Annotated in this window: 24 protein-coding genes; 8 read left to right on the top strand and 16 right to left on the bottom strand. The window is 73.0% G+C overall.

What is annotated here, in order from left to right; genetic code table 11:
* Positions 1-6: 6 nt before the first annotated feature.
* Together DC008_RS26830 and DC008_RS26825 are read right to left on the bottom strand one after the other, a co-directional pair.
* Positions 7-2,361: a bifunctional salicylyl-CoA 5-hydroxylase/oxidoreductase gene (locus DC008_RS26830; protein ID WP_208645989.1), complete on the bottom strand. Its 2,355-nt coding sequence runs from the start codon at positions 2,359-2,361 to the stop codon at positions 7-9.
* A complete protein-coding gene (locus tag DC008_RS26825; protein ID WP_108709145.1) occupies positions 2,346-3,173 on the bottom strand; it encodes an enoyl-CoA hydratase family protein in 828 nt (275 codons plus the stop codon). Before DC008_RS26825 ends, DC008_RS26830 begins: the two co-directional genes overlap by 16 nt.
* A gap of 335 nt (positions 3,174-3,508) precedes the next feature.
* Between DC008_RS26825 and DC008_RS26820 the strand changes: the two genes are divergently transcribed.
* Positions 3,509-3,961, top strand: a complete 453-nt coding sequence (locus tag DC008_RS26820; protein WP_108709144.1) for an ATP-binding protein — start codon at positions 3,509-3,511, stop codon at positions 3,959-3,961.
* A gap of 28 nt (positions 3,962-3,989) precedes the next feature.
* On the opposite strand, the gene argF is transcribed toward DC008_RS26820, so the two are convergent.
* The gene (gene argF, locus DC008_RS26815; RefSeq protein WP_108709143.1) at positions 3,990-4,997 is read right to left on the bottom strand and encodes an ornithine carbamoyltransferase; all 1,008 of its coding nucleotides are present in this window, start codon (positions 4,995-4,997) and stop codon (positions 3,990-3,992) included.
* A 128-nt stretch (positions 4,998-5,125) separates the two neighbouring features.
* The gene (locus DC008_RS26810) at positions 5,126-6,349 is read right to left on the bottom strand and encodes an arginine deiminase (protein ID WP_108709142.1); all 1,224 of its coding nucleotides are present in this window, start codon (positions 6,347-6,349) and stop codon (positions 5,126-5,128) included.
* Positions 6,350-6,474: 125 nt separating this feature from the next.
* Here DC008_RS26810 and DC008_RS26805 point away from each other — a divergent pair, with 125 nt between their 5' ends.
* Positions 6,475-7,506, top strand: a complete 1,032-nt coding sequence (locus DC008_RS26805) for an SPFH domain-containing protein (RefSeq protein WP_108709141.1) — start codon at positions 6,475-6,477, stop codon at positions 7,504-7,506.
* Positions 7,503-8,402 (top strand): NAD(+)/NADH kinase, encoded by a 900-nt coding sequence (locus DC008_RS26800; protein WP_108709140.1) that lies wholly within the window; start codon positions 7,503-7,505, stop codon positions 8,400-8,402. The genes DC008_RS26805 and DC008_RS26800 overlap by 4 nt, the downstream gene beginning before the upstream one ends.
* 3 nt (positions 8,403-8,405) lie before the next feature.
* On the opposite strand, the gene DC008_RS26795 is transcribed toward DC008_RS26800, so the two are convergent.
* The 3 genes from DC008_RS26795 to DC008_RS26785 all read right to left on the bottom strand — a co-directional run bounded on the left by DC008_RS26795 (position 8,406) and on the right by DC008_RS26785 (position 13,489).
* Positions 8,406-10,946, bottom strand: coding sequence for a polynucleotide kinase-phosphatase (locus DC008_RS26795; protein ID WP_108709139.1), 2,541 nt, complete (start codon positions 10,944-10,946; stop codon positions 8,406-8,408).
* Positions 10,943-12,412 (bottom strand): 3' terminal RNA ribose 2'-O-methyltransferase Hen1, encoded by a 1,470-nt coding sequence (locus DC008_RS26790; RefSeq protein ID WP_108709138.1) that lies wholly within the window; start codon positions 12,410-12,412, stop codon positions 10,943-10,945. The genes DC008_RS26795 and DC008_RS26790 overlap by 4 nt, the downstream gene beginning before the upstream one ends.
* 153 nt (positions 12,413-12,565) lie before the next feature.
* Positions 12,566-13,489 carry an LLM class F420-dependent oxidoreductase gene (locus DC008_RS26785; RefSeq protein ID WP_108709137.1) on the bottom strand — a complete coding sequence of 308 codons (924 nt, stop codon included), beginning with the start codon at positions 13,487-13,489 and terminating at the stop codon, positions 12,566-12,568.
* 262 nt (positions 13,490-13,751) lie between these two features.
* Between DC008_RS26785 and DC008_RS26780 the strand changes: the two genes are divergently transcribed.
* The gene (locus DC008_RS26780; protein ID WP_108709136.1) at positions 13,752-13,934 is read left to right on the top strand and encodes a hypothetical protein; all 183 of its coding nucleotides are present in this window, start codon (positions 13,752-13,754) and stop codon (positions 13,932-13,934) included.
* A gap of 24 nt (positions 13,935-13,958) precedes the next feature.
* On the opposite strand, the gene DC008_RS26775 is transcribed toward DC008_RS26780, so the two are convergent.
* The 4 genes from DC008_RS26775 to DC008_RS26760 form a co-directional block, all read right to left on the bottom strand.
* On the bottom strand, positions 13,959-14,429 hold the full coding sequence (locus DC008_RS26775; protein ID WP_055622026.1) for a DUF6099 family protein: 471 nt from the start codon (positions 14,427-14,429) through the stop codon (positions 13,959-13,961).
* Between the two features lie 200 nt (positions 14,430-14,629).
* Positions 14,630-14,959 (bottom strand): nucleotide pyrophosphohydrolase, encoded by a 330-nt coding sequence (locus tag DC008_RS26770; RefSeq protein WP_108709135.1) that lies wholly within the window; start codon positions 14,957-14,959, stop codon positions 14,630-14,632.
* The gene (locus DC008_RS26765) at positions 14,956-16,242 is read right to left on the bottom strand and encodes an AAA family ATPase (RefSeq protein ID WP_244221423.1); all 1,287 of its coding nucleotides are present in this window, start codon (positions 16,240-16,242) and stop codon (positions 14,956-14,958) included. The genes DC008_RS26770 and DC008_RS26765 overlap by 4 nt, the downstream gene beginning before the upstream one ends.
* Before the next feature lie 138 nt (positions 16,243-16,380).
* Entirely contained in the window at positions 16,381-16,770 is a 390-nt protein-coding gene (locus DC008_RS26760; protein ID WP_181890209.1) for a cell division protein SepF, read from the bottom strand.
* 387 nt (positions 16,771-17,157) lie between these two features.
* On the opposite strand from DC008_RS26760, the gene DC008_RS26755 reads away from it, so the two are divergent.
* Together DC008_RS26755 and DC008_RS26750 are read left to right on the top strand one after the other, a co-directional pair.
* The gene (locus DC008_RS26755; RefSeq protein WP_235072190.1) at positions 17,158-17,850 is read left to right on the top strand and encodes an SDR family oxidoreductase; all 693 of its coding nucleotides are present in this window, start codon (positions 17,158-17,160) and stop codon (positions 17,848-17,850) included.
* Between the two features lie 67 nt (positions 17,851-17,917).
* Complete coding sequence (locus tag DC008_RS26750) at positions 17,918-18,535, top strand: VOC family protein (protein ID WP_108709133.1); 618 nt, start codon at positions 17,918-17,920, stop codon at positions 18,533-18,535.
* 9 nt (positions 18,536-18,544) lie between these two features.
* Here DC008_RS26750 and DC008_RS26745 read toward each other — a convergent pair whose 3' ends face one another.
* Positions 18,545-19,567: a MerR family transcriptional regulator gene (locus tag DC008_RS26745; protein WP_108709132.1), complete on the bottom strand. Its 1,023-nt coding sequence runs from the start codon at positions 19,565-19,567 to the stop codon at positions 18,545-18,547.
* Positions 19,561-20,280, bottom strand: a complete 720-nt coding sequence (locus DC008_RS26740) for a HEAT repeat domain-containing protein (protein ID WP_108709131.1) — start codon at positions 20,278-20,280, stop codon at positions 19,561-19,563. The genes DC008_RS26745 and DC008_RS26740 overlap by 7 nt, the downstream gene beginning before the upstream one ends.
* Before the next feature lie 467 nt (positions 20,281-20,747).
* On the opposite strand from DC008_RS26740, the gene DC008_RS26735 reads away from it, so the two are divergent.
* Together DC008_RS26735 and DC008_RS26730 are read left to right on the top strand one after the other, a co-directional pair.
* Positions 20,748-21,023, top strand: a complete 276-nt coding sequence (locus DC008_RS26735; protein WP_108709130.1) for a DUF3253 domain-containing protein — start codon at positions 20,748-20,750, stop codon at positions 21,021-21,023.
* Positions 21,024-21,229: 206 nt separating this feature from the next.
* A complete protein-coding gene (locus DC008_RS26730) occupies positions 21,230-22,360 on the top strand; it encodes a DUF3103 family protein (RefSeq protein WP_244221422.1) in 1,131 nt (376 codons plus the stop codon).
* Between the two features lie 163 nt (positions 22,361-22,523).
* On the opposite strand, the gene DC008_RS26725 is transcribed toward DC008_RS26730, so the two are convergent.
* From DC008_RS26725 to DC008_RS26715, 3 genes are all read right to left on the bottom strand, one after another.
* Entirely contained in the window at positions 22,524-23,381 is an 858-nt protein-coding gene (locus tag DC008_RS26725; protein WP_108709128.1) for an aspartyl/asparaginyl beta-hydroxylase domain-containing protein, read from the bottom strand.
* A 74-nt stretch (positions 23,382-23,455) separates the two neighbouring features.
* Positions 23,456-24,346 carry an LLM class flavin-dependent oxidoreductase gene (locus DC008_RS26720; RefSeq protein WP_108709127.1) on the bottom strand — a complete coding sequence of 297 codons (891 nt, stop codon included), beginning with the start codon at positions 24,344-24,346 and terminating at the stop codon, positions 23,456-23,458.
* Positions 24,343-25,752: an FAD-binding oxidoreductase gene (locus DC008_RS26715; RefSeq protein ID WP_108709126.1), complete on the bottom strand. Its 1,410-nt coding sequence runs from the start codon at positions 25,750-25,752 to the stop codon at positions 24,343-24,345. The genes DC008_RS26720 and DC008_RS26715 overlap by 4 nt, the downstream gene beginning before the upstream one ends.
* Between the last annotated feature and the right edge of the window lie 9 nt (positions 25,753-25,761).

The raw sequence follows: 25,761 nt of genomic DNA, 5'->3' as shown, positions 1-25,761 counted from the left end.
GGGGTATCAACTACCCAGTGTGAGGCGGGGCTTCGGGGCGTCGGTGCGGCCGGTCTGGGGGCGGCGGCTGCCCGCCCGGTAGGGGGCCGGCCAGACGGCGCCCGGGCCGTCGTAGCCCTGTTCGGCCGCCGCGTGCAGGGTCCAGTGCGGGTCGTACAGGTGGGGCCGGGCGAGGGCGCACAGGTCGGTGCGGCCCGCGAGGATCAGCGAGTTGACGTCGTCCCAGGACGAGATGGCGCCGACGGCGATCACCGGGCGGCCGGTGGCGTGCCGGATCCGGTCGGCGTACGGCGTCTGGTACGACCGTCCGAACTCGGGGCGTTCGTCGGCGACGACCTGTCCGGTGGAGACGTCGATGGCGTCGGCGCCGTGCTCGGCGAAGGCGCGGGCGATGTCCACGGCGTCCTCGGCGCTCGTGCCGCCCTCGGCCCAGTCGGTGGCGGAGATCCGGACGGTCATGGGGCGTTCCGCGGGCCAGACGGCGCGTACGGCGTCGAAGACCTCCAGCGGGAAGCGCAGCCGCCGCTCCAGGGAGCCGCCGTAGGCGTCGGTGCGGTGGTTCGTCAGCGGGGAGAGGAAGCCGGAGAGCAGATAGCCGTGCGCGCAGTGCAGTTCGAGGAGGTCGAAGCCGGCACGGGCGGCCCGCCAGGCGGCGGACGTGAACTGCTCGCGGATGTCGGTGAGCTGGGAGCGGGTGAGCTCGCGCGGGGTCTGGGAGTCCGGGCGGTACGGGATCGGGGAGGCGGCGGCGAGCGGCCAGTTCCCCTCCTCCAGCGGCTCGTCGATGCCCTCCCACATGAGCTTGGTCGAGCCCTTGCGGCCGCTGTGGCCGAGCTGGACGCCGATGGCGGTGCCGGGCGCCTGGGTGTGCACGAACCGCACGACGCGTTTCCACGCCTCGGCCTGTTGCCCGGTGTAGAGGCCCGCGCAGCCGGGGGTGATACGGCCCTCGGGGCTGACGCACACCATCTCGGTCATCACCAGTCCGGCGCCGCCGAGGGCGCGGGCGCCGAGGTGGACGAGGTGGAAGTCGCCGGGGACGCCGTCGGTGGCGGAGTACATGTCCATCGGGGAGACCACGACCCGGTTGCGCAGGGTCAGTCCGCGCAGCCGGAACGGCGTGAACATGGGGGGTGTGCCGGGCGGGCAGCCGAAGTCGCGTTCCACGGCCTCGGTGAAGGAGGCGTCGCGCAGCCGCAGATTGTCGTGGGTGACACGGCGGCTGCGGGTGAGCAGGTTGAACGCGAACTGGCGGGGCGGCTGGTCGAGATAGAGGCCGATGTTCTCGAACCATTCGAGGCTGGCCCGGGCGGCGCGCTGCGTCGAGGCGACCACCGGCTTGCGCTCGGCCTCGTAGGCGGCGAGCGCGCTCGCCACGTCCGGCTGTTCGGTGAGGCAGGCGGCGAGCGCGAGGGCGTCCTCGACGGCGAGCTTGGTGCCGGAGCCGATGGAGAAGTGGGCGGTGTGGGCGGCGTCCCCGAGGAGGACGACGTTGCCGTGCGACCAGTGCTCGTTGACGACCGTACGGAAGGTGGTCCAGGCCGACTTGTTGGCCTTCAGCGGGCGTCCGCCGAGCGCGTCGGCGAAGATCTTGGCGCAGCGCGCGACGGACTCCTGCTCGTCGAGTTCGTCGAACCCGGCGGCCCGCCACACCTCTTCGCGCATCTCGACGATGACGGTGGAGGCGCCGCATCGATGCTGGGGCCCGGAGGGCTTCGTCGAGGGGTGGTGGTCGGGTGACGGGCGGGAATAGGGGTAGCCGTGCAGTTGCATCACGCCGTGCTCGGTCCCCGCGATCTCGAAGCGGAAGGCGTCGAAGGCGAAATCGGCGGCGAGCCAGATGTAGCGGCAGCGGTGCGTGGCCACATGGGGGCGGAACACATGGCTGTAGGTGTCGCGGGTGGTGCTGTGCACACCGTCGGCGGCGACGACGAGGTCGTGCTCGGCGGCCAGCCGGTCCACGTCCGGGGCCTCGGAGCGGAAGCGGAGGTCCACGCCGAGCTCGCGGCACCGCTCGTGCAGGATCTGCAGCAGCCGCTTCCTGCCGAGCGCGGCGAAACCGTGTCCGCCGGAGGTCTGGCGGGTGCCGGCGTGCACGATGTCGATGTCGTCCCAGCGGACGAAGTGCCGCTGCAGCGCGGCGTACACGACGGGGTCGGCGTGCTCGATGCCGCCGAGGGTCTCGTCGGAGAGGACGACGCCGAAGCCGAAGGTGTCGTCGGGGGCGTTGCGCTCCCAGACGGTCACCGAGCGGGCCGGGTCGAGGCGCTTGAGGAGCGCGGCGGCGTAGAGGCCGCCGGGGCCGCCGCCGACGACGGCGACACGCTGGGCGCTGTCCGGCACGGTCACCGCCCCCGCCACTTGGGGGGCCGCTTCTCGGTGAAGGCGGCGTGGAACTCGGCGTAGTCCTCGCCGTTCATGAGGAGGGCCTGGGTGGAGGCGTCCATCTCGACGGCCGCGGCGAGCGGCATGTCCAGTTCGGCCGTCAGGAGCGCCTTGGTCTGGGCGTACGCGAGGGCGGGGCCGTCGGCCAGGCGGCGGGCCAGGGCCTGGGCGGCCTCGTCGGCCCGCCCCTCCTCGGTCAGTTCGCTGATCAGGCCGATCCGCTCGGCCTCGGGGGCGCGCACGGTGTCGCCGAGCATCAGCAGCCGGGTGGCGTGGCCGAGGCCGACGACGCGGGGCAGCAGGTAGGCGGCGCCCATGTCGCCGCCGGAGAGGCCGACCCGGGTGAACAGGAACGCGAAGCGGGCGGTGGGGTCGGCGACCCGGAAGTCGGCGGCCAGCGCGAGGACGGCGCCGGCGCCGGCGGCCACCCCGTGCAGGGCCGCGATCACCGGGAACGGGCACTCCCGTACGGCCCGCACGACCTGGCCGGTCATCCGGTTGAAGTCGAGGAGCTGGGCGGTGTCCATGGACAGGGTCGCGCCGATGATGTCGTCGACGTCGCCGCCGGAGCAGAAGCCGCGGCCCTCGCCGGCCAGCACGAGGGCGCGCACGGCCCGCTCCCGGGACAGTTCGGCGAGCAGGTCGCGCAGGTCGGCGTAGGCGCCGAAGGTGAGCGCGTTGAGCTTGTCGGGGCGGGCCAGGGTGACGGTGGCGACTCCGTCGGCGTGCTCGACCCGCAGATGCTCCCAGTCGGGGGTGCGGGCGGCGGAGCCGGTGAAGGGACTCATGACGTGCGGCCTCCCCAGGGCGGACGGCGGGCACTGCCTCGGTGAGCTCACCCCTTCGAGCTCTTCCCCGAAGTTATCACCCGTCTCTGACTGTCGTCACGACCGCGCGATAGACCGATGTGCGCGAGATCGCGAATCGGGCTGTGACCTGCGGCTGTCACATCCGTCACGACTAGTCGACGCGCGTGTAACGAGAGGACGTGCCGGGCGAGGGCGGGCGCCGGGCTGGGTATGCCGCTCCTCAGCCGGGGCCGACCGCCCCGGGCGGTGCCCGCCGGACGCTCGCCGGGGCGGCCCCGTACCATTCATACGGTTGAAAGCAGGACAGCCTGCTCATGAACGGACTCGCCTTGCACGATCGCTCCTCGTCCGCCGCCTCCTGGCGCGTCGCGCTGCCGCACACCGCCGCGGCCGTGCCGGTCGCGCGCGCCCTGGTCCGTACGGCGCTGGCCGAGCAGGAGCACGCCGCGGACAGCGACACCGCGGAGCTGCTCACGGCGGAGCTGGTCGCGAACGCCATCGAGCACACGGCCGGGGACAGCCCGATAGAGCTGGTGGTGGACCTGCTGCCGTCGGGCTGCCAGGTCGAGGTGCACGATCCGAGCCCGGCACCGCCCGGCCATCTGACCCGGCCCGTCGTGGAGGCCCCCGACCCGTGGCAGGAGCACGGCCGCGGCCTGCTGCTGATCCGGGCGCTCAGCTCGTCCTGCGGCCACCGCCCGACGGCGTCCGGCAAGGCGGTCTGGTTCCGCCTCCCGATCGTCCCCGCCCAGCGCCGCCCTCACTAGGGGATGTCAGACCCTCTCTAGGAAGCGCTCAGCCCAGCGTCGCCACCAGGACCGCCTTGATCGTGTGCAGACGGTTCTCCGCCTCGTCGAAGACCACCGAGTGCTCCGACTCGAAGACCTCGTCGGTGACCTCCAGGGACGTGAGGCCGTGCGTCTCGAAGATCTCCTGGCCGACCTTCGTGCCGAGGTCGTGGAAGGCCGGCAGGCAGTGCAGGAACTTCACGTCCGGGTTGCCGGTGGCCCGCAGCACGTCCATGGTCACCGCGTACGGCCCGAGGGCGGCGATGCGCTCGCTCCAGACCTCCTTCGGCTCGCCCATCGACACCCAGACGTCGGTGGCGACGAAGTCGGCGCCGAGGACGCCCTCCTCGATCTTCTCGGTGAGGGTGACACGGGCGCCGCTGACGGCGGCCAGCTCCTGGGCCTTCTCGACGACGGACGCGGCGGGCCAGTACGCCTGCGGGGCGACGATCCGGACGTCCATGCCCAGCAGGGCGCCGGTGATCAGGTAGGAGTTGCCCATGTTGAAGCGGGCGTCGCCCAGGTAGGCGAAGGCGATGCCGGTGACGGGCTTGGCGGAGTGCTCGGTCATGGTGAGCACGTCGGCCAGCATCTGGGTGGGGTGCCAGTCGTCGGTGAGGCCGTTGAAGACGGGCACGCCCGCGAAGGCGGCCAGCTCCTCGACCTTGGCCTGGCTGTCCCCCCGGTACTCGATCCCGTCGTACATCCGCCCGAGGACCCGCGCGGTGTCCTTCACGGACTCCTTGTGGCCGATCTGGGAGCCGGTCGGGTCCAGATAGGTCGTGGAGGCGCCCTGGTCGGCGGCCGCGACCTCGAAGGCGCAGCGGGTGCGCGTCGACGTCTTCTCGAAGATCAGCGCGATGTTCCGGCCGCGCAGGTGCTGCGTCTCTTCCCCTGCCTTCTTGGCCGCCTTCAGCTCGGCGGCCAGCTCGACGAGCCCGAGGAACTCCTGACCGGTGAAGTCGAGCTCCTTGAGGAAGTGGCGGCCGGCGAGGGCGGTCGGGACAGTCGCCATGGGGCGCTCCAGGGATGCGGGAAACAAAGACGGTGGAAGTATATACGAACTTCAGAATTTATATACAGCCCCCGTTCCTCGCGGCCGTCACGACCGTCCCACCCACCTGCCCATCCTGCCTGTCCCGCCTAGACGGCGTCCCGCTCGATCGGGCAGCTCATACAGCGCGGTCCACCCCTCCCCCGCCCCAGTTCGCTGCCCGGGATCTCTATGACCTCGATGCCCTGCTTGCGCAGATGGGTGTTGGTGGTCGCGTTCCGTTCGTAGGCGACGACGACGCCCGGCTCGACGGCCAGCACGTTGCAGCCGTCGTCCCACTGCTCCCGCTCGGCCGAGTGGACGTCCTGGGTGGCGGTCAGCACCCGGATCTCGCTGAGGCCGAGGGCGGCGGCGATCGCACGGTGCATGTGCTCCGGCGGATGGTCGGTGACCTTCAGCTCCTTGTCGCCGGCGCCCGGTTCGATCGTGTACGAGCGCAGCATGCCGAGCCCGGCGTACTGGGTGAAGACGTCGCCGTCGACCATGGTCATCACGGTGTCGAGGTGCATCAGGGCGCGCCGCTTCGGCATGTCGAGGGCGACGATCGTCTGCGCCGACCCGGCGGCGAACAGCTTGTGCGCGAGCATCTCGACGGCCTGCGGGGTGGTGCGCTCGCTCATGCCGATGAGGACCGCGCCGCTGCCGATGACCAGGACGTCCCCGCCCTCGATGGTGGACGGGTAGTCGGCCTGCCCCTCGGACCAGACGCGGAAGTCCTCGTCGCGGAAGAGCGGGTGGTGCCGGTAGATCGCCTCGAAGTGGACGGTCTCGCGCTGCCGCGCGGGCCAGCGCATCGCATTGACGGAGACGCCGTCGTAGATCCAGGCGGAGGTGTCGCGGGTGAACAGGTGGTTGGGCAGCGGGGCGAGGAGGAAGTCGTCGAGCTCCATGACGTGGAAGCGCACGGAGGTCGGTTCGGCGTGCGCGTCCAGGAACTCGCGCTTGGTCATACCGCCGACCAGCGCCTCCGCCAGTTCGGGGGCGGGCAGCCCCTCGAAGGCCGCGCGGAGGTGGTCGGTGGCGAGGACCCCGTACTCCTTCTCGTCGAAGACCCGGTCCAGGACGAGCCGCCGGGCCTCCGGGATCTCCAGGACCTCGGTGAGCAGGTCGCCGAACAGGTGGACCTCGACCCCGCGGTCGCGCAGCACGTCCGCGAACCCGTCGTGCTCGGCGCGCGCCCGGCGCACCCACAGCACGTCGTCGAAGAGCAGGGCGTCCTTGTTGCTGGGGGTGAGCCTTTTGAGCTCGAGATCGGGCCGGTGCAGGATGACGCGGCGCAGCCGCCCGGCCTCGGAGTCGACATGCAGTCCCATGCCTTCATCCTGACCAAAGGGCGCCCCGTTCACCCCCTCCTTGTCGACGACTTCTTTTCGTCCCCTTGACGACAAGGGGCCTCTCTCGTTATCGTCTTCATGACGAGAAAGAGGGGGCAGGCTCCATGGCCGACATCACCCGGCGCCTCGGCTGGCGCCATCTGCGCGGTGCGCCCACCGCGCACGTCCGCCACCACCGCGGCGGAAAGCTGCTGCACGACGGCCCGGGCCTGAGCTTCTGGTACCGGGCGCTGACCGCCGCGCTCTCCGAGGTCCCGGTCGACGACCGGGAGCTGGCGATGACGTTCCACGCCCGCACCGCGGACTTCCAGGACGTGGCCGTGCAGGCGACCGTCACCTACCGGATCAGCGACCCGGCGACGGCCGCGGCCCGCCTGGACTTCTCCATCGACCCGGACACGGGCGTCTGGCGGGGCGCCCCGCTGGAGCAGCTCGGCACGCTCCTGACCGAGACGGCCCAGCAGCACGCGCTGGACGTCCTGGCCCGTACGCCGCTGGCGGCGGCCCTCGCCGACGGCGTCACCGCCGTACGGGAGCGGATCGCGGCCGGGCTGGCCGGCGAGCCCCGCCTGCCGGGCACCGGCATCGAGGTCGTCGCCGTACGCGTGGTCGCCCTGCGTCCCGAACCGGAGGTGGAGCGGGCGCTGCGCACCCCGGCCCGTGAGCAGATCCAGCAGGAAGCCGACCGGGCGACGTACGAGCGGCGGGCGGTGGCCGTCGAGCGGGAGCGCGCGATCGCCGAGAACGAGCTGGCCAGCCAGATCGAACTCGCGCGCCGCGAGGAGCAGTTGGTCGACCAGCGCGGCACCAACGCACGCCGCGAGGCCGAGGAGGGCGCCGCCGCGGACGCCGTGCGCGCCGAGGCGGAGGCGGCCCGGACGGTACGGCTCGCGGAGGCGGAGGCCACCCGGTCCGTGCGGCTGGCACGGGCCGAGGCCGAGGGGGCGCGCGAGGTCGGCGAGGCGCGGGCGCAGGCCCAGGCGGCCTGGCTGCGGGTGCACGCCGACGTCGACGTGGCGACGCTGCACGCGCTGACCGGGACCCGGCTGGCGGAGAACCTGCCGCGGATCGACAGCGTGACCGTGACGCCGGATCTGCTGACCGGGCTGCTCAGCCGGCTGGGAGCGCGGGAGTGAGCCTCGCGCCCCGGGTGGTGCTCGTCCACCGCACCACCGAGTACGAGGAGCTGGTGGCCCGGCACGGCACGCACGGCCAGGCCGCCTTCTTCCTCTCCTCCCGCGGCCGGGACATCGAGGAGATCGCGGACCGGCACCACCGCACCCGCCGGGCGCTGGCCGAGGTGGCGGCGGCGATCCCGCTGACCTGGCGGCAGGCCCGCGTGGAGCGCGCCGATCTGGACCGCTTCCTGTTCGCGCCGGAGGACGTGGTGGTCGTCGTCGGGCAGGACGGGCTCGTCGCGAACGTCGCCAAGTACCTCGCCGGGCAGCCGGTGCTGGGCATCGACACCGACCCGGGCCGCAACCCCGGTGTACTGGTGCGGCACCGCCCGAGCGACGCGGCGGCCCTGCTGGCGGCCACGCAGGCCCGCACGGCCCGCTGCGACGAGCTGACCATGGTCGAGGCCGTCACCGACGACACCCAGCGCCTGGTGGCGCTGAACGAGATCTATCTGGGCGCCGCCGGACACCAGACGGCCCGCTACCGCCTGGGCCTGGAGGGCGACGGGGGTGTCGTCGAGGCCCAGGCCTCGTCCGGGGTGATCGTCGGGACCGGCACGGGGGCGACCGGCTGGCTGCGGTCGGTGTGGCAGGAGCGGGGAGGGCGGCACGCGCTGCCCTCCCCCACGGAGGAGCGCCTGCTGTGGTTCGTCCGGGAGGCCTGGCCGTCCCCCGCCACCGGGACGTCCCTGGTGGCGGGGGAACTGGCGGCGGCGGGGCGGCTCGCCCTCACCGTCGAGTCCGAGCGGCTGGTCGCGTTCGGGGACGGCATGGAGTCGGACGCCCTGGAGCTGACGTGGGGCCAGACGGTCCGGGTCGGAGTGTGCCCGGACCGTCTGCGCCTCGCCGGCTGAGGCTCACAGCCTCGGGTCGACCGGCTCCGACTCCAGCGCCAGCACGCCGAACACGGCCTCGTGCACCCGCCACAGCGGCTCGCCCCCGGCCAGCCGGTCGAGGGCCTCCACGCCGAGCGCGAACTCGCGCAGGGCGAGGGAGCGCTTGTGGTTCAGGAACCGCTTGCGCAGCCGCTCCAGGTTCTCCGGGCGCGTGTACTCCGGGCCGTAGATGATCCGCAGGTACTCGCGTCCCCGGCACTTGATGCCGGGCTGCACCAGCCGGCCCCGCTCGTCGCGCACGACCGCGCCGAGCGGCTTGACGACCATGCCCTCGCCGCCGCGGCCGGTCATCTCCAGCCACCAGTCGACGCCCGCCCGGACCGACTCCGGGTCACCGGTGTCGACGTACAGGCGCCGGGTGGTCCGCAGCAGGCCGCTGCCGTCGTGCTCCACGAGCCGGTCCAGGAGCGCGAGCTGCTCGTCGTGCGGGAGCGCGGCGAGGCTGCGGCCCTGGACGGCGAGGAGCTGGAACGGCGCGAGCCGTACGCCGTCCAGGCCGTCCGTCGTCCAGCAGTAGCGGCGGTACGCCTCGGTGAACGCGGCCGCGTCCGAGGCCCGCTCCCGCTGGCGCGCCAGCAGTCCGGAGACGTCGACGCCCCGCCCGGCGGCGCTCTCCAGTGCCGCGAGGGCACCGGGGAACACCGCGCCGGCCGCGGCGCCGACCGCCGCGTACTGGGAGCGCAGCAGCCCGGCGGCCTTCAGCGACCACGGCATCAGCTCGGCGTCGAGCAGCAGCCAGTCGGTGTCCAGCTCGGTCCACAGGCCGGCCTCGCCGGCGGCCGTGCGGATCCGCTCCAGGATCGTCTCCGTCACCGCCGGGTCGTCGAAGAACGGGCGGCCCGTACGGGTGTACAGCGAGCCGGTCGGGCCGTCGACGCCGAAGTGACGGCGTGCCGCCTCCGCGTCCCGGCACACCAGGGCCACCGCGCGCGAGCCCATGTGCTTCTCCTCGCACACGACCCGCTCGACGCCGTCCGCCGCGTACTGGGCGAACGCCTCCGCCGGGTGCTCGAGGTAGCCGTCGACCGCCGAGGTCGCCGTGGGCGCCATCGTCGGCGGCAGGTAGGGCAGCAGCCGGGGGTCGACGGCGAAGCGGCTCATGACCTCCAGGGCCGCCGCCGCGTTCTCCTCGCGGATCGCGACCCGCCCGTGGTGCCGGGTCTCCACGACCCGGCGCCCGTGCACGTCCGCCAGGTCCAGCGGCCGGCCGTCCTGGCCGCCGGGTGCCTCCGTGCGCAGCGGCCGGGCCGGCTCGTACCAGACCTGCTCGGCGGGCACGTCGACCAGTTCCCGCTCGGGCCAGCGCAGCGCGGTCAGCTTGCCGCCGAAGACGGCACCGGTGTCCAGGCAGATGGTGTTGTTCAGCCAGGTGGCCTCGGGGACCGGGGTGTGGCCGTACACGACGGCCGCGCGGCCCCGGTAGTCCTCCGCCCACGGGTAGCGCACCGGCAGCCCGAACTCGTCGGTCTCGCCGGTGGTGTCGCCGTACAGCGCGTGCGAGCGGACCCGGCCCGACGTACGGCCGTGGTACTTCTCCGGCAGACCGGCGTGGCAGACGACCAGCCGGCCGCCGTCGAGGACGTAGTGGCTGACGAGTCCGTCGATGAACTCCCGCACCTCGGCGCGGAACTCCTCGCTCTCGCCCTCCATCTGCTCGATGGTCTCCGCGAGTCCGTGCGTGTGCTGGACCTTGCGGCCCTTGAGGTGGCGTCCGTACTTGTTCTCGTGGTTGCCGGGCACGCACAGCGCGTCGCCCGACTTGACCATGGCCATCACGCGTCGCAGCACCCCCGGGCTGTCCGGGCCGCGGTCGACGAGGTCGCCGACGAAGACGGCGGTACGGCCCTCCGGGTGCACGCCGTCGACATAGCCCAGCTTGCCCAGCAGCGCCTCCAGTTCGGACGCGCAGCCGTGGACGTCGCCGATGACGTCGAACGGGCCGGTGAGGTGCGTGAGGTCGTTGAAGCGCTTCTCGGTGACGACGGTGGCGCGCTCGACCTCCTCGGCGCCGCGCAGGACGTGCACCTTGCGGAAGCCCTCGCGCTCCAGGTGCCGCAGGGAGCGGCGCAGTTCGCGGATGTGCCGCTGGATGACGCGGCGCGGCATGTCGGCGCGGTCCGTGCGGGCCGCGTTGCGCTCGGCGCACACCTCCTCGGGCACGTCGAGCACGACGGCTATGGGCAGCACGTCGTACCGCTTGGCCAGCTCGACGAGCTGCCGCCGGGCGTCCTGCTGCACGCTGGTGGCGTCGACGACAGTACGGCGGCCGGCCGCCAGGCGCTTGCCCGCGATGTAGTGCAGGACGTCGAAGGCGTCCCGGCTGGCGCTCTGGTCGTTCTCGTCGTCGGCGACCAGGCCCCGGCAGAAGTCGGAGGAGATCACCTCGGTCGGCTTGAAGTGCCTGCGGGCGAACGTCGACTTGCCGGAGCCGGAGGCGCCGACGAGGACGACGAGGGAGAGGTCGGTGACGGGCAGGACCCGCCCCTGCGTGGTCTCGGTCATGCGGCCTTCGCCTCCTTCTCCCCGGTCACGTCACGTGCGAACACGGCCATCTGCGTCGGCGGCCCCACCTCGGGGTCGTCGGGTCCCACGGGCACGAACTGAACGCCGTAGCCGTGCCGTTCGGCGACGGCTCCGGCCCAGGCGCGGAACTCCTCGCGCGTCCACTCGAACCGGTGGTCGCCGTGCCGGACGTGCCCGGCGGGCAGGCTCTCCCAGCGGACGTTGTACTCGACGTTCGGGGTGGTCACGAGGACGGTGCGGGGGCGGGCCGACCCGAACACCGCGTACTCCAGGGCGGGCAGCCGGGGCGGGTCGACATGCTCGACGACCTCGCTGAGCACGGCGGCGTCGTACCCCTTGAGCCGGCTGTCGGTGTAGGCGAGCGAGCCCTGCAGCAGCTTCACGCGCGCGGCCTGCCGCTCCCCCATCCGGTCCAGCTTCAGCCGCCGACCGGCGATGGTGAGCGCCCGCACGGACACGTCGAGGCCGACGATCTCGGTGAACGCCGGGTCCTTGAGCAGCGCCTGCACCAGCTGGCCCTGCCCGCACCCCAGGTCGAGCACGCGCGCGGCACCGGACGCCCGCAGCGCGGTCAGGATGGCGTCGCGGCGCTGCACGGCGAGCGGGGCCGGCTTCTCCTCGGTCTCGGTCTCGTCGGCGACCGCGTTGTCGATGTCCTCGACCTCGCTGTCGTCGCTCTCGGCGAGCCGCACCAGTTCCAGCCGCTCCAGCGCCTCCCGGGTCAGCGACCAGCGGCGGGACAGATAACGGCTGGTGATCAGCTTCTGCTCGGGGTGGTCCGGCAGCCAGCCCTCACCGGCGCGCAGCAGCTTGTCGACCTCGTCGGGGGCGACCCAGTAGTGCTTGGCGTCGTCGAGGACCGGGAGCAGCACGTACAGGTGCCGCAGGGCCTGGGCGAGGGTCAGCGTGTCCGCCTCCAGGACGAGCCGGACGTAGCGCGAGTCGCCCCACTCGGGGAACCGCTCGTCGAGCGGTACGGGCTCGGCGGTGACGTCCCAGCCGAGCGGCTCGAACAGCCGCCCGACGAGCGCGGCGCCGCCCCGGGCGGGCAGCGACGGCACCTCGACGCGCAGCGGCAGCGGCCGGTCGGGCAGCTCCGGGCGGGCGTGGCACACCCCGCGCATCGCACTGGAGAACACCGAGCTCAGCGCCACGGCGAGCAGCGAGGAGGCCGCGTACGGGCGGTCGTTGACGTACTGGGCGAGCGCCGCGTCGGGGGCGCCGCCCCGCCCCTTGCCCTTGCCGCGCCGGACCAGCGCCACCGCGTCGACCTCCAGCAGCAGCGCCGCGGTGCAGCGCTCGGCGTCCGCCTCGGGGTAGAGGACGTGGGCCGTGCCGAAGGAGGTGGAGAACGCCTGCGACTTCCCGGGATGCTTGTGCAGCAGATAGCCGAGATCGGTGGCCGGGCGCTCCGGGGTGCCGGTGGTGGTGAGGGTCAGGAACACGGTGGATGACCTTGACGTAGTGGTCTGAACTGCGGTTCCGCACACCGTATCGAGCGCCCGCCGGCGGCACCCGGGAATTTCGGGCGCACGACGACGCCCCGGGGACGGGTCCCCGGGGCGTGCGCGCGTGATCTGTGACAGCTGCTGCGTGACCTACGACAGCTGCGACTGGACCTCGGCGGAGATCAGCTCCAGGTGGTCCAGGTCGTGCAGGTCGAGCATCTGGAGGTAGATCCGCTGCGAGCCGGCCTCCTGGTAGCGGCCGATCTTCTCGACGACCTCGGCGGGGGAACCGGCCAGCCCGTTCTCCTTCAGCTCGTCGACCTCGCGGCCGATGGCGGCGGCGCGGCGGGCGACCTCCTGGTCGTCCTTGCCGACGCAGACGACGAGGGCGTTGGAGTAGACGAGGTCCTCGGGGCGGCAGCCGGCCTCCCGGACGGCGTCCCGGACCCGGCCGAACTGCCTCGCGGAATCATCAATCCCGGCAAAAGGCATATTGAACTCATCAGCGAACTTACCGGCCAGACGCGGCGTACGGGTGGCGCCGTGGCCTCCGATGAGCACCGGGATGCGGTCCTGGGCCGGCTTGGGCAGGGCGGGCGAGTCGCTGAGCGTGTAGTACTTCCCCTGGAAGTCGAAGGTCTCGCCGACCTTGGTCTCCCACAGCCCCGTGACGATGGCGAGCTGCTCCTCCAGGCGTCCGAACTTCTCCTTCGGGAACGGGATGCCGTACGCCTTGTGCTCGTCCTCGAACCAGCCCGCGCCCAGGCCGAGTTCGACGCGGCCGCCGGACATCTGGTCGACCTGGGCGACCTGGATGGCGAGCACGCCGGGCAGCCGGAAGGTGGCGGCGGTCATCAGGGTGCCGAGGCGGATGCGCCGGGTCTCACGGGCGAGACCGGCCAGGGTGATCCAGGCGTCGGTGGGGCCGGGCAGCCCGTCCACGTCGCCCATCTTCAGATAGTGGTCGGAGCGGAAGAAGGCGTCGAAGCCGAGGTCCTCGGTGGCCTTCGCCACGGTCAGCAGCGTCTCGTAGGTGGCCCCCTGCTGGGGCTCGGTGAAGATGCGAAGATCCATGCCTCCATCCTGCACGCCCGGACGCGCATCGGCCGCCCGGCAGTCCGGCTGTCGGGGGTCCGGGGTGCCGTGGCCGGCCACGGGCGGGTGAATTCGGCCGCCGCCCTTGACGGCCGCCGCCCGGCCGGTGACCGGCGCCGACGGTGATCGTTTGCCCGGTCGGAGCCGGATCGCCCGGCTTCCGCACCGGCCTGTCACCGCCGGGGTGTCACCAGGTCGGCCCACTGCCGTTGGGGGGGGCCGCGGGCCGGAGGAGGCCGTCATGTCCGAGGAGTTCGACCCACCGGTGGGTGGCGGGGGGACCGGCCGGCCGAAGGGCCTGCTGGAGCAGATGGAGGAACTGATGGCGGCCCTGAACGCCGATCTGTCGGCCCTGGACGCCGACCTCCAGTCGACCGGGGGCGTACGGGGTGCGCCGCCGGCGGCGGAGGGCGGAACCGCCTGACAGAGCCTCCCGGGCACGGGGGTGTCAGCCCGCCTCCCGTTCCGCGAGCACCTCGTCGCGGTCCGCGAGTCTGCGGAGCATCTCCAGAACCCGGTCGCGGGACTCGTCCGCGGCGTCGATCGCCTCCATGCAGCGCCAGTACGTCGTCTCGTCGTCGGCCGAACTGGCCACGCCGACCAGTGCGATGCCGGCCTCGCCGAGCAGGCTCCCCAGGTTCATCAGGGCCTGCCGCGCGTCGCCCAGCTCGGTGAGCTGGGCGGCGCGTAAGGCGCCCTCCGCGAGCTCCGGGGCCTCCAGGACCCCGCACCCGCGACCCGCGAGCTCGGTCAACCCGATGGCCTCCCCGCGCAGTTCGGGTGGTCCGTAGACGGCGAGGCGGCTGCCGATCGCCTGGGCGAGCGCCTGCGCCTGCCACACCTCGGTCATGATGTCCGGCGCGCCGCCGCTTCCCGCCAGCGCTCGCCTGCTGTTCATGATCAGCCGCACCGCGTCCATCCGCAGTCCCCGTCCGTCTGGACGCGCTGCCCACACGTCCACCTGAACTCCGAACTCCCTTGTCCACTACCCAGAGTGAAGGGCGTTGAGACGAAAAGCCAGAGGAAGGCGGAAATCTGCGGACAACTTTTCGGATACGGGCCGTCGAATCGCCACGGAGAGTGAAAGTGGAACTAATCCCTCACTGGGCGCCAGGGAGCTCACTGGGGCGCGGGGAACCTCCGCTCGTTGCGGTCGATCTTCGCGTCCAGCGCAGCGAGCGGGTCGATCCCGAGCACCTCGCAGAACTGGAGCAGATACGCCAGGACGTCCGCGACCTCGTCCCGCACCCGGGCGGCCGTACCGTCGTCGTCCATGACCCGGGCGGACTCCTCCGGGGTCAACCACTGGAAGATCTCCAGCAGTTCGGAGGCCTCCACGCTGAGCGCGGAGGCGAGGTTCTTCGGCGTGTGGTACGGCTGCCAGGCGCGCGCGGCGGCGAACTCGGCCAGTCTGCGCTGGAGGCGGGCCACATCGAGGGGTTCGGTCACGGCTCCAGGTGTACCACCGTCACACCGGGCGTCTCCGCCGGCCCCGAGGGGTCGCTGACCGACCCGACGAGCCGGATGTGGCCCCGCTCGCCCATGCGGGCCGCCAGACCGACCAACTCCGCGCGCTGCACGGGGTCCAGGCCCCGGTCGAGGCCGTCCGCGAGGACGCTCAGGGTCTGCAGGGCGGCGGGCACCTCGCGCACCGGGTCGACCTCCAGGACGCCGGGCCCGGTCAGCAGCACCAGGGACAGGGCGAGATAGCGCAGTTCCCCGTGGCCGAGCCGACCGAGCGCGGTGCGGACGCCGTCGCCGCGGTCGAGGAAGCCGCGGACCGTGCCGTCCGCCAGAAGTTCGGCGACGACGTCCGTCACCGGTCCGGCGCATCCGGCACGGGTGGCGGCGACGAACTGGGCGTGCCGCCGTGTGCACTCGGAGCGGGTGCGCCACAGCACGTCGGCGAGGTTGTCGCAGCTCCCGAGCAGCCGGCCGGAGCCGACCGGGACCGGGGCCCGCATCCGCCCGGGCCGGGGGTCGCAGGCGAACACCGACCGCAGGGCCACCACCATCTGCTCGGCGGCGGCGAGGACCCGCCGCTGGCCGTCCGTCCGCCCGGACACCCGCAGCGGCAGCAGCGCGGTGCCGAGCCGGTCGTCGGGGAGCGGCGCCCGGGTCACCGGCGTCTGACCGGCCGTGTGCCAGGCGGCCTGCACATGGCGCCGGCCGGGGTCGCGCAGGGCCGTCTCCAGCAGCACGACGCCGTCCGCGCGCAACCTCTCCCCGACGATCCGCAGTTCGGGTTCCGCCTGCACCGCCACGTCGAGCCGCACCGGGCCCTCGGGGCCGTCGGCGGTGCAGCCGATACGGAAGCCGCGCCGCCGCTGGGCGTCCGGGCGGGCCCGTTCCGGAACGCAGGCCGCGGGGTCGGGGAACGCCTCGTCGACGGTGCGGCCCCCGGCGAGCCGGGCCAGTGCCTCGTACGCCCGCAGCGCGGTCGTCTTCCCGGAGCCGCTGGGGCCCACGAGGAAGGTGCACGGGCCGAGCGGGAAGACGGCCCTGCGGTGCCCGGCGAACGCGGACAGCCGCAGCTCGACGACCTGGGGGCGGGGCGCGTCCGGTGGACCATCGGCGGGGCGCTCCCCGGCGGCCGGAGCCGGCACCGGACCGGACGGGCTTGCGGGGACCTCCCTCGCCACCGGTCCGGAGGGGCGTACGGAGGCCGGGACCCCCGCGCGCCGGCCCTGGGGCGGTACGGACACGGCACCGGAGACAGAGGAAAGGCCCATGTCGGGGACGGTAGGGCCGGTGTCCTCAGGCGAACCGTTCCACCCTCACGGGCTTCCTACGAACGGGGTACGGCGGCGGAGTGCGCTCCCCGGCGCCCGGGCGCGCGGAAGAGGTGACGGTCACGCCACCGCCCGCTCTCACGCGCCGGGGACGCCCGCCGTCTGCATCAGTCCGCTCACCTCGGTGCCCGGCGGGGTCAGCAGGAACACGTTCCGGTCGACGCGGTGCATACCGCTGCCCAACCCGAAGACCACACCGGTGCTGAAGTCGAGCACCCTCTTGGCGACCTCGTTCTCGGCGCCGGTGAGATCCAGCAGCACCGGGATGCCCGCCATCAGCGTCTCCGCGACCTCGCGGGCGTCCCCGAAGACGTTGACCCGCAGGACGACGAAGCGCCGGCGCGGTTCGGTCTCCGCCTCCGGCATCGCACGGTGGTCCACCGCCGACGGCCAGGCGTCGCGCCCCCGCAGCGGCACGACCTGGGCGAGCCCCTCCCACTGTTCATCGGTGACGTCGTAGCTGTTCACCGGCTCACCCCGACCTGAATCGCCCTCAATGCCTGCACCAGCCAATTCTTACGCCAAGTCACCCGTTCGGCCCAACACCGACACGGCCGGCGACCGAAACGACCGGGCCTCACGGACCGGGTACCCGGGTTGTCCGGGCCGTTGTCCGGTCCGGGTGCGACCCGGCCGGACGGGTGACAGACTGATGTCTCGAGCCGGGCAGTCCGTGGTGGAGCGCCCGGGAACGGGCGGGAAAGTCCGGCAAGCACATGACTGACCCGGCTACGCCCCCTGCCGCAGGCTCGTACGTGTCGGACGTGTGGACGGCGGTGGGCTGTGCGAGCGAGCGACGAGACGGACGTGGTTCCCCCGGCATCGGGAGGGCCCGCCGGGCAGAGGGTCGTGGTCGTGGGCGGCAGTTCGGGCATCGGTCTGGAGACCGCCCGTCAGGTCCGGGCGGCCGGCGGTGACGTGATCCTGACGGCCCGCGATCCCGGGCGTCTGGAGCGCGCGGCCGAGGAACTGGACGCGCTGAGCACGGCCGCGTTCGACGCCATGGACGCCGACCGTCTGGAGGGGTTCCTGCGGGGCCTGCCCGGACAGGTCGACCACGTCCTGGTGACGGCGGGCAGTCCGTCGTACACACCGCTCGCCGAGCTCGATCTGAGCGCCGGTGGACGGGACTTCGGCGGGCGGCTGGCGATGCTGCTCGCGGCCGGGCGGGCCTGCCGGGACAAGGTCAGGCCCGGCGGCTCGCTGCTGTTCATCGGCGGTACCGGGGCCCGGCGCCCCGCACCCGGCATGGCGGTGATCGGCGCGCTCACCGCGGCCCTGCCCGCGCTGGCCGCGAACCTCGCCGTGGAACTCGCCCCGGTGCGGGTGAACCTCCTCGCCGCGGGCTTCGTGGACACGCCCCTGTCCGCCTCCCTCCTGGGCGACCGACTGGAGGAACGCCGCGAGGAGTTGCGCCGGACCCTGCCGATCGGCCGGGTCGTCGGCCCGGCGGACGTCGCCGCCCTCGCGCTGCACATCATGGCCAACGGCGCCCTCACCGGCGCCACCTACGACATCGACGGCGGCCAGCAACTCGTCGCGCGCTGAGCGCCCGGCGTACGGCCGGACGCCTGTCTCCCCGCCGCCCCCACTCCGAGACGGGAGCCTCACAACCATGGACATGAAACTGGAGATCGTCGTGGTGCCGGTGTCCGACGTCGACCGGGCGAAGGACTTCTACACGGGACTGGGCTGGAGGCTCGACGCGGACGTCGCCACGGACGACTCGTTCCGGGTGGTGCAGGTGACCCCTCCGGGCTCACCGGCGTCGGTCATCTTCGGCACGTCCGTGACCGAACAGGCACCCGGCACGGCACGCGGCCTGCACCTCGTGGTCGACGACATCGAGGCGGCCCACTCCGAGCTGAAGCGGAACGGCGCCGACCCGAGCGAGGTCTTCCACGACGCGGGCGGTGTCTTCCACCACGGCGGCACCGACGCGCGGGTGCCGGGCCCCGACCCGAAGCGGACCAGCTACGGCTCCTTCCTGTCGTTCAGCGACCCGGACGGGAACGGGTACGTGCTCCAGGAGATCACCACCCGGCTCCCGGGCCGCCTCGACCCCGCGACCACGACGTACTCCTCGGCCGGGGACCTGGCGAGCGCCCTGCGCCGGGCCGCCGCCGCGCACAGCGAGCACGAGGCGCGCACCGGCGCGGAGGACCCCGACTGGCCGGACTGGTACGCCCGGTACATGGTCGCCGAGCAGGCGGGCACGGAGCTGCCGGAGTAGAGGGGCGCCTCAGAGACGTTCGTCGAGCAGCTTGGTGAAGGCCGCGGCGACGCGGGCGACCGCGTGGTCGTCGTCGTGGGCCAGCCGGCGCAGCACCTCGCGTCCGGTGGTCCCCGGCAGTTCGACCAGTGCCTGTGTGAGCCGGATCCGGGTCGCCGAGTCGGCGCCGGGGGCGTCGAGTTCGCCGGTCAGCGCGGTCAGGACGCGGTCTGCGGTCGCCGGGTCCCCGGACAGCGTGCCGAGTGCCTCCGCGGCGTCGACGTCGTTGACGCCCTCGGCCACCAGGGCGACGAGCACCGGCACGGCCGCGGTCACGCCCCGCCGGCCCAGCGCGAGAGCGGCGGGCCCGCGGACGGTCGGGTCCGGGTCCGTGAGCGCGTCCTGCAGCGCGGCGGTCGCGGCGGGGACCTCGGCCAGTTCGGCGAGAGCGAGCGTCGCACGGCGCCGGACTGCGGCGTCCTCGTAGCGCATGCCGGCGGCCAGGGCCGTCACCCCGGCCGTCGCCGCCGCGTCGTCGGCCCGGGCGAGCCCCCAGCGCAGGGCGCCGGACACGACCGGGTCGGACTCGGTCAGGACGGCCTTGGCCAGCAGGTCGGCCGGGACCGGTTCGTCGTCCCGCCGGGTCAGCACGGTCTGCTGGCGGCGCGCGGCACTGGGCGAGTCGAGGCCCTGCATGAGCGCCACGACGCGCAGGACGTCCTGCCAGTCGGTCGGCGCCGACGCGTCGATCGCGCGGAGCCGTTCGAGCAGTTCCCGTTCGCGTTCCAGCCGCTCCCGCGTCCATCGGATGAGGTCGCCGACCAGGGCGGCCGGGGTGAAGGCCGGATCCTCCAGGGCCTGCCCGATCTGGTGCAGGGAGAGACCGAGGGAGCGCAGGCTCTCCACATGGAAGATCCGTCGGACGTCCTCGGCGGAGTACTCGCGGTAGCCGCCGACGGTCCGGCCCGTCGGCCGCACCAGACCGAGGGCGTCGTAGTGGCGGAGCATCCGGGCACTCACCCCGGAGCGCCGGGCCACCTCACCGATCAGCACGGTCCGGCCCCCTGGGCGGCGGGCGGGACTTCGGGGGCACGGCTCAGGGCGACGATCCGTCGGGCCTCGTCCACCGCCGCGTCGAAGCCGGCCTCCGGACGCTCCCTGAGCACCTCGGTGGCGGCGGCGTGCGTGGCCACCGCGGGGTCGGGGTCGGCGGCGGCCCGCTCCAGGGCGGTCCGGGTCGCCTCGCCGAGGTCGACGAGCGCCCTGCTCAGACTGAGCCGTACGGCACGGTCGCCGCGGCCGAGCTGCCGGACGAGTTCCCCGGCCAGGTCGGCCCGGGTGGCCTCGTCCTCGGGCGCGAGGGCGACCATGACCCGCCAGGCGGTCCGGGCCACCTCGTCGTCGGCGTCGTGCAGCAGGGAACGCGGGATCGAGGCCCACACGCTCCTGTCGCCGATCTTGGAGAGGGTGTGCAGGGCCTGACTCCGGGCCTGGGCGCGGGGGGCGCCCAGCTCCCGCCGTACGCGGGCCAGGGTCGGCTCGGACGGGAGCCGGGTCAGGGCCCAGGACAGCATGTCCCGTACGAAGAAGTCCGGTTCGACCGCGCAGCGTTCCACGAGGGTGTCCAGCAGTCCGGGGTCGGCGGACGTGCCGGCCGCCAGGGCCGCCTTGAGCCGGATCGAGGGCTCCTCGGCGCTCAGGGCACCGGTCAGGCGGGCGTTGTGCGGGGTCGTTTCTGTCGGGTCGATCGGGACCACCTCCTGCACCCAGGGGACACCTTGTCACCGTGTCAAGGTCAAGGCACCCGGTCCGGGCCGGGTCGGAGGGGGTGGGGGATTCCGCGCGCGGGGGCCGGTGCTTCTGCCGGATGCCGCCGCCGGGAGGGCGGTGGCCGGCTCGCGGTCGCGGGGCTCCCGACAGTGGAGCGGCCCTTCGCGCCGCCCCGCTCCCGTCCGTTCCTCGACGCCGGGCGGCGCCTCACGTCGTACGCCGGTCCGCGGCGACCGTACCCGGAGAGAGCGTTGACCACGTCCCGTTCCACCGCCCCCTCGGACACGACGCCGTCCCCCACGTCCGGTCCCCCGGCCCGTCCGGCCGGGCGCCTCGGCGTCGTCGCGCTCGCCTGCGCGGGTGTCCTCGTCGCCGGTGCGCCGCTGTCCTTGTGCGCCTCGTCCGTGCGGCTTCCGTGGTGCAAGACGTCTGTGGCGGACGGGGCGGTGCCACACTGGGAGGCGTGACGGAGACGGACCGGCAGCTCGACCGGCGCCTGGAGCGGGCCATCATCGGCCTGCTGGAGCGCCGCGCGGCCACGTCCTCGATCTGCCCGTCCGACGCGGCGCGCGAGGTCCACGACGGGGACGGCGAGGGCTGGCGCGCGTTGATGGAACCGGCCCGGCGGGCGGCCTGGCGTCTGGTGGCGGCGGGCAAGGTCGAGGTGACCCAGGGCGGCCGCCCGGTGAAGGAGAGCGAGGTGCGGGGACCTCTCCGCATCCGCCGCGCGGGTTGGTGAACCCCACCCCCCCTCTCCCCAAAGCGCTTCTGAATTTTTCCGGCAGTCGGCCACCTTTGGCCATGAATCACCACCCCGCCGTCTATCCGCGTAGACGAACACCCTCCACACTGGAGCCGCACTCGCACGAGCACGGCCGTCGTGCGCCGCACGGCGGTACTTCCGGCATGCCCCCACTCGGGCAACGCCCATGCATGGAGGACGAGTTGTTCGCTGAGAGACGGCTCCGCGCGGCACTGACCGCGCTCGCGCTGAGCGGCCTGGCCCTGACCACCCTTCAGGGAACCGCGGGGGCGGCCGACGCCCCCACCACACCGGCCCCCGCCAAGAGTTCACCCGTCGCCGGGATCGAGGACACGACGGCGCGCGCGTTCGCCCGTACGCTCGCCGAGCCCGCCTGGCGCAAACAGGTCGCGGCGGCGACGCTGGCCGGCGAGGACGTGGACCTGCTGGCCCTGACGGCGACGTCCCGGACGTCGTCCGTGAGGGGCTTCCGCGGCACCCTCGCCGGCGCCGAGACGGATGTCGCCCGCGTGAAGGGGCTCGGCAAGGAGGCGCCGCACCTGCTGCGGGTGAGCCTCGCCGGCCGGCCGGCGAGCGCGGCCGACCTCGCCCGGACCGCCCCGCTGGTCGCGTCGGCGCCGTCCGAGGACGCCGAGGTCGTCGTGGCCTACGACAGCGCGGGCAGGGCGCACGAGCTGGACGCGGCCAAGGCACCGGACCGGCCCGTCTACGTCGTCGGCGTCGACGGGCAGACGGCGCTGGAGGCCGGCCTGAAGGTCATCGGCAAGGAGCTGGCCGCCCGGGGCCTGTCCAGCCCGGCCATCAACACGTCAGCGTCCGCCTCCGGCTTCTGGACGACCCGGATCAAGTCGATCAGCGTGGCGGACGTCAAGGAGCCGTGGTTCAAGGGCGACGCCGAGATGTTCGGCCTGGTCACCGGCTTCGGCACGGACGGGAAGGTCCGCGTCGACACGGTCACGATGCCGTACATCGACGACGAGGGCACGACCTACTCCCCGGGCCAGATCCTGGTCAACTGGTCGAACTACAAGTACAACCTGGCCGATGTCGTGTTGATGGAGGACGACGGGGACACCAACTACTCGTCGCTGGCCAAGGCACTCGCCGCGGTCCTGCTGACGATCACCGACCAAGGGGCGTACATCCCGCTGGTCGACGCGATCATCGACGCGATGCCCACGTCCTGGTGGACCGACGACCCGGACTACGTCGACGCGTTCTACACCCTGGCCCGCGAGTCCACCGGCACCCGCACGGGCGCCTCGGCGAACGCGCGGATGACGGTGGAGCAGTACTTCGTGTCCGAGCTCTGACCCCTGGAGCGCCACCCGGCCCTGCCGGGGCCGGGTGGCGGCATTCCCCGTGGGCGGGCCAGGACAGCGGTCGGTCCCGCCGGCCCAGGACCGCCTCGCCGAGGTGCGTCAGACGGTGCAGGGTCCGCCGGACACATGCGGCGCGGGGCGGGATCGCGGACGGTCAGGCCGCGCGTTCCAGGGTGTAGTGGCGCCTCAACTCCTCGACGTGCGCGAGGACGGCCGGGTCGGCGGCGGCGCGCGCGATGTCGGTCATCGTCCGCCACACGAAGTTCTCGCCGCCGTCGGAACGGAAGTGCCGTTTGATGACGATGCTGAAGACCTCGTTGACCGTCTCCGGCGTGAGGATGTCGGCGAGGCGCATCAGGCCGGCGTGCTCGGCGTCGGTGAGCGGCGGGCGCTTCACCGTACGGTCGTCGGGGATCCCGGCATCGGGTCCCGCGCCCCGGACCGTGGTCAGCGGCTTGGAGGACGGCACATCCACGAAGTCGAACATCAGGTGCACGCGCTCCTGGGAGGAGAGCACCGCCACCGAGTGGATCTCCGAGGCGTCGAGGAACCACACCTCGCCCCGGCGCATGCGGTAGACGGTGTCCCCCTCGTTGAAGAAGCAGTCCTCGTTGGTGACGAGAGGGATGTGCATACGGTGGGCGTTGCGGGTCTCGTCGGCGAGGTCGGACAGTTCGAGCAGGTCACGGTGCGGGATGATCACGCTGTTCTGCACCTTGGCCAGGCGCACGAAGTTGAGCCGGTCCAGGTCGGCGACATCCTCGATCAGTTTCCGGAGGTAGGGCAGGCGGTCGGCGAACGGGGTGAAGGCGGCGGGCCGTTCATGGTCGTAGTGAGTGACCACACCGTCACCGGGGTCTCCACCCCGGGCCCAGAGCATGCAGCTCTTCCAGGCACCGCCGAAGACGTAGTCGCTGTACGCCTCCGACCACGTCAGGGAATCGCTCACTTCCAGGTCCTCGGTGAGCCGGGCGTCGTCAAGGGGGGTGTCCCCCACGTAGTGGGTGCGCATCGGATCAAGCAGTCCTTCTGTGTCGGAACCGGTTGTCTCCTGGGACGACGGTCGGGTCTTCCCCGTCGGCCCGGTCAGGCGCCGCGGTGCCCGTCGAGGTCCTCGGCGACCTTCTCCAGCACGTCCTCACTGCCCTGGAACGGCTCGTCGGGCCGGGGCCACTGCACGACGAGGTCGGTGATGCCGGCCTCGGCGAAACGGCCCGCCGCGTCGAAGAACGCCGCAGGAGAGTCGAGGACGCCGCCGACGGTGGGGCCGGCGACGAGCAGCCGGGAGAGGGTGGACGGGTCGCGGCCGACCTCCCCGCAGGCCTTCTCCAGTTCCTCCACCTGCCGGCGCAGGACGGGCAGGGCCTCTTCGTAGGGTGCGTCGGCGAACCGGTTGGGCTCGCCGGTGGTGACCCAGTACGAGCCGTGCCGGGCTGCCACACGCATGCCGCGCGGCCCGGACGCGGCGACCGCGAAGGGGACTCGGGGCTGCTGCCGGCACAGAGGCTGGGAGTGCACTTCGTCGGCGAGGTAGTAGCGGCCGTCGAACGTCGTCACCGGCTGCGTCAGGAGCCGGTCGGTCAGCTCGACGTACTCGGCGAACCGCTCGGTGCGCTCGCGTCGGCTCCAGGAGGTGCGGCGGGTCATGCGCGAGTCGAATCCCTCGGCGCCTGCGCCGAGGCCGAGAATGATGCGGCCGTCGGAGATGTCCTCGAGAGCGGTGACATCCTTGGCGAGGTGAACCGGGTGGCGCAGGTTGGGCGAGGCGACCAGCACGCCGAGGCCGATGCGCTCGGTCGCCGCGGCTGCGGCGGTCAGCGTCGGGACCATGGGGAACCACTCCTTGGCGCGGAACGCCCGCCAGTTGAGGTGGTCGTAGGTCCAGGCGTGGTCGAACCCCATCTCCTCGGCCCGGAGCCATTTGTGGCGCGCCGTGCGCCAGCGGTCCTCAGGGACGATCATGATGCCGAATCTCATCGGTCCCCCTCGTCGGGCAGGCCCGGGTCGATGTTGAAGTTGAAGCGGAAGAGGTTCTGAGGGTCCAGGCGCCGTTTGAGATCGACGAGGCGCCGCCACCGCCGGCCGTAGGCCGCGCGGACACCCTCGCTGCCCTCGTCGTTGAGGAAGTTGACGTACTGGCCGACCGCGTGGGGCGCCATGGCGTCGCTGAAGTCCCGCACCCAGCCGACGTGCCGGTCCCGGTCGCCGCGGCCGGGCTCCCACGCGCCGAACATGTTGATGTTGTGGCCGGCGTGGCGGGGGCCGAAGGCGGTGCCGTCGTCCGGCACCCGGCCGATCGCCCCGCCGAGGTGGTAGATCGGCACGGCCGACAGCGGCGAGGTGATCCGCGACGCGTGCTCGACGACGGTGTCGATGACCTGGTCGTCGAGCGTCCCGAAGTCCACCGATCGCCAGTAGTACTCCTTGCCCGGCGGTGAGGTGCGGTCGACCGTCCGCTGCAGGTCCACGTACGGCATCGGCGCGACCGAGTCGAGCAGCGCGGACCCGAACGCGCGCAGCGGACGCAGAAACCTCTCACCTTCCTCCGGGTCGGCGCCGGACCAGCACACGTTCAGGGCCACGACCGGCGAGCCGTGCAGGTGCTCGGGAACGGCGGGCACCGGCGGGCACAGCCGGAGGTTGAGGATCGTGCCGAGTTCGTCGGGGGCGTCGGCTATGAGGTCGCGGTAGCGGGTGAGGAATCGCGGCGCGACGTCGAGCGGGTGGATGATCATGCCGCCGAGGACGGTCGGGCCGACCTCGTGCAGGCGGAAGCCGAACCGCACCACGACCCCGAAGTTGCCGCCGCCGCCGCGCAGGCCCCACAGCAGCTCCGGGTCGGTGGTCTCGTCGACCCGCAGGAGACCGCCGTCGGCCGTGACCACGTCGGCTTCCACCAGGTTGTCCACGGTGAGCCCGCAGCGGCGCATGAGGTGGCCGATACCGCCCCCGAGGGCGAGTCCGCCGACGCCGGTCTCGCTGACGATGCCGCCCGTGGTCGCCAGTCCGTGCGCCTGGCCGGCCCCGTCGACGTCCTGCCACAGCGCTCCGCCCTGCACATGCGCCAGCCGGCGGTCGATGTCGATCTCGACGGAGCGCATCCCGCGCAGGTCGACGACCAGACCGCCGTCGCAGGTGCCGTGGCCGGCGACGCTGTGGCCGCCGCCGCGCACCGCGACGGGCAGTCCCCGCTCGGCGGCGAAGACGACGGCGGCCCGCACGTCCGTCACGTCGGCGCAGCGTGCGATCAGCAGGGGGCGCCGGTCGATGTCGGCGTTCCAGACCCGGCGGGCCTCGTCGTAGCCCGGGTCGGCGGGGGTGATGAGATCGCCGTGCAGGGCGCCGGCGAGTTTGTCCGTGTCGCCGGTCGTCAGGGTGTCCAAAGCCGTCGT

Origin of the sequence: Streptomyces nigra (assembly GCF_003074055.1) — a bacterium.
Lineage (GTDB): Bacteria > Actinomycetota > Actinomycetes > Streptomycetales > Streptomycetaceae > Streptomyces > Streptomyces nigra.
The sequence above is the reverse complement of the archived record's forward strand: the minus strand, read 5'-3'. Positions and strand labels throughout refer to the sequence as shown.

Excerpts from the sequence above, each read along its gene's own strand:
- DC008_RS26825 (WP_108709145.1), bottom strand. The coding sequence starts at position 3,173 with ATGAGTCCCTTCACCGGCTCCGCCGCCCGCACCCCCGACTGGGAGCAT.
- DC008_RS26820 (WP_108709144.1), top strand. The coding sequence starts at position 3,509 with ATGAACGGACTCGCCTTGCACGATCGCTCCTCGTCCGCCGCCTCCTGG.
- argF (WP_108709143.1), bottom strand. The coding sequence starts at position 4,997 with ATGGCGACTGTCCCGACCGCCCTCGCCGGCCGCCACTTCCTCAAGGAG.
- DC008_RS26810 (WP_108709142.1), bottom strand. The coding sequence starts at position 6,349 with ATGGGACTGCATGTCGACTCCGAGGCCGGGCGGCTGCGCCGCGTCATC.
- DC008_RS26805 (WP_108709141.1), top strand. The coding sequence starts at position 6,475 with ATGGCCGACATCACCCGGCGCCTCGGCTGGCGCCATCTGCGCGGTGCG.
- DC008_RS26795 (WP_108709139.1), bottom strand. The coding sequence starts at position 10,946 with ATGACCGAGACCACGCAGGGGCGGGTCCTGCCCGTCACCGACCTCTCC.
- DC008_RS26785 (WP_108709137.1), bottom strand. The coding sequence starts at position 13,489 with ATGGATCTTCGCATCTTCACCGAGCCCCAGCAGGGGGCCACCTACGAG.
- DC008_RS26780 (WP_108709136.1), top strand. The coding sequence starts at position 13,752 with ATGTCCGAGGAGTTCGACCCACCGGTGGGTGGCGGGGGGACCGGCCGG.
- DC008_RS26775 (WP_055622026.1), bottom strand. The coding sequence starts at position 14,429 with ATGGACGCGGTGCGGCTGATCATGAACAGCAGGCGAGCGCTGGCGGGA.
- DC008_RS26765 (WP_244221423.1), bottom strand. The coding sequence starts at position 16,242 with ATGGGCCTTTCCTCTGTCTCCGGTGCCGTGTCCGTACCGCCCCAGGGC.
- DC008_RS26750 (WP_108709133.1), top strand. The coding sequence starts at position 17,918 with ATGGACATGAAACTGGAGATCGTCGTGGTGCCGGTGTCCGACGTCGAC.
- DC008_RS26725 (WP_108709128.1), bottom strand. The coding sequence starts at position 23,381 with ATGCGCACCCACTACGTGGGGGACACCCCCCTTGACGACGCCCGGCTC.
- DC008_RS26720 (WP_108709127.1), bottom strand. The coding sequence starts at position 24,346 with ATGAGATTCGGCATCATGATCGTCCCTGAGGACCGCTGGCGCACGGCG.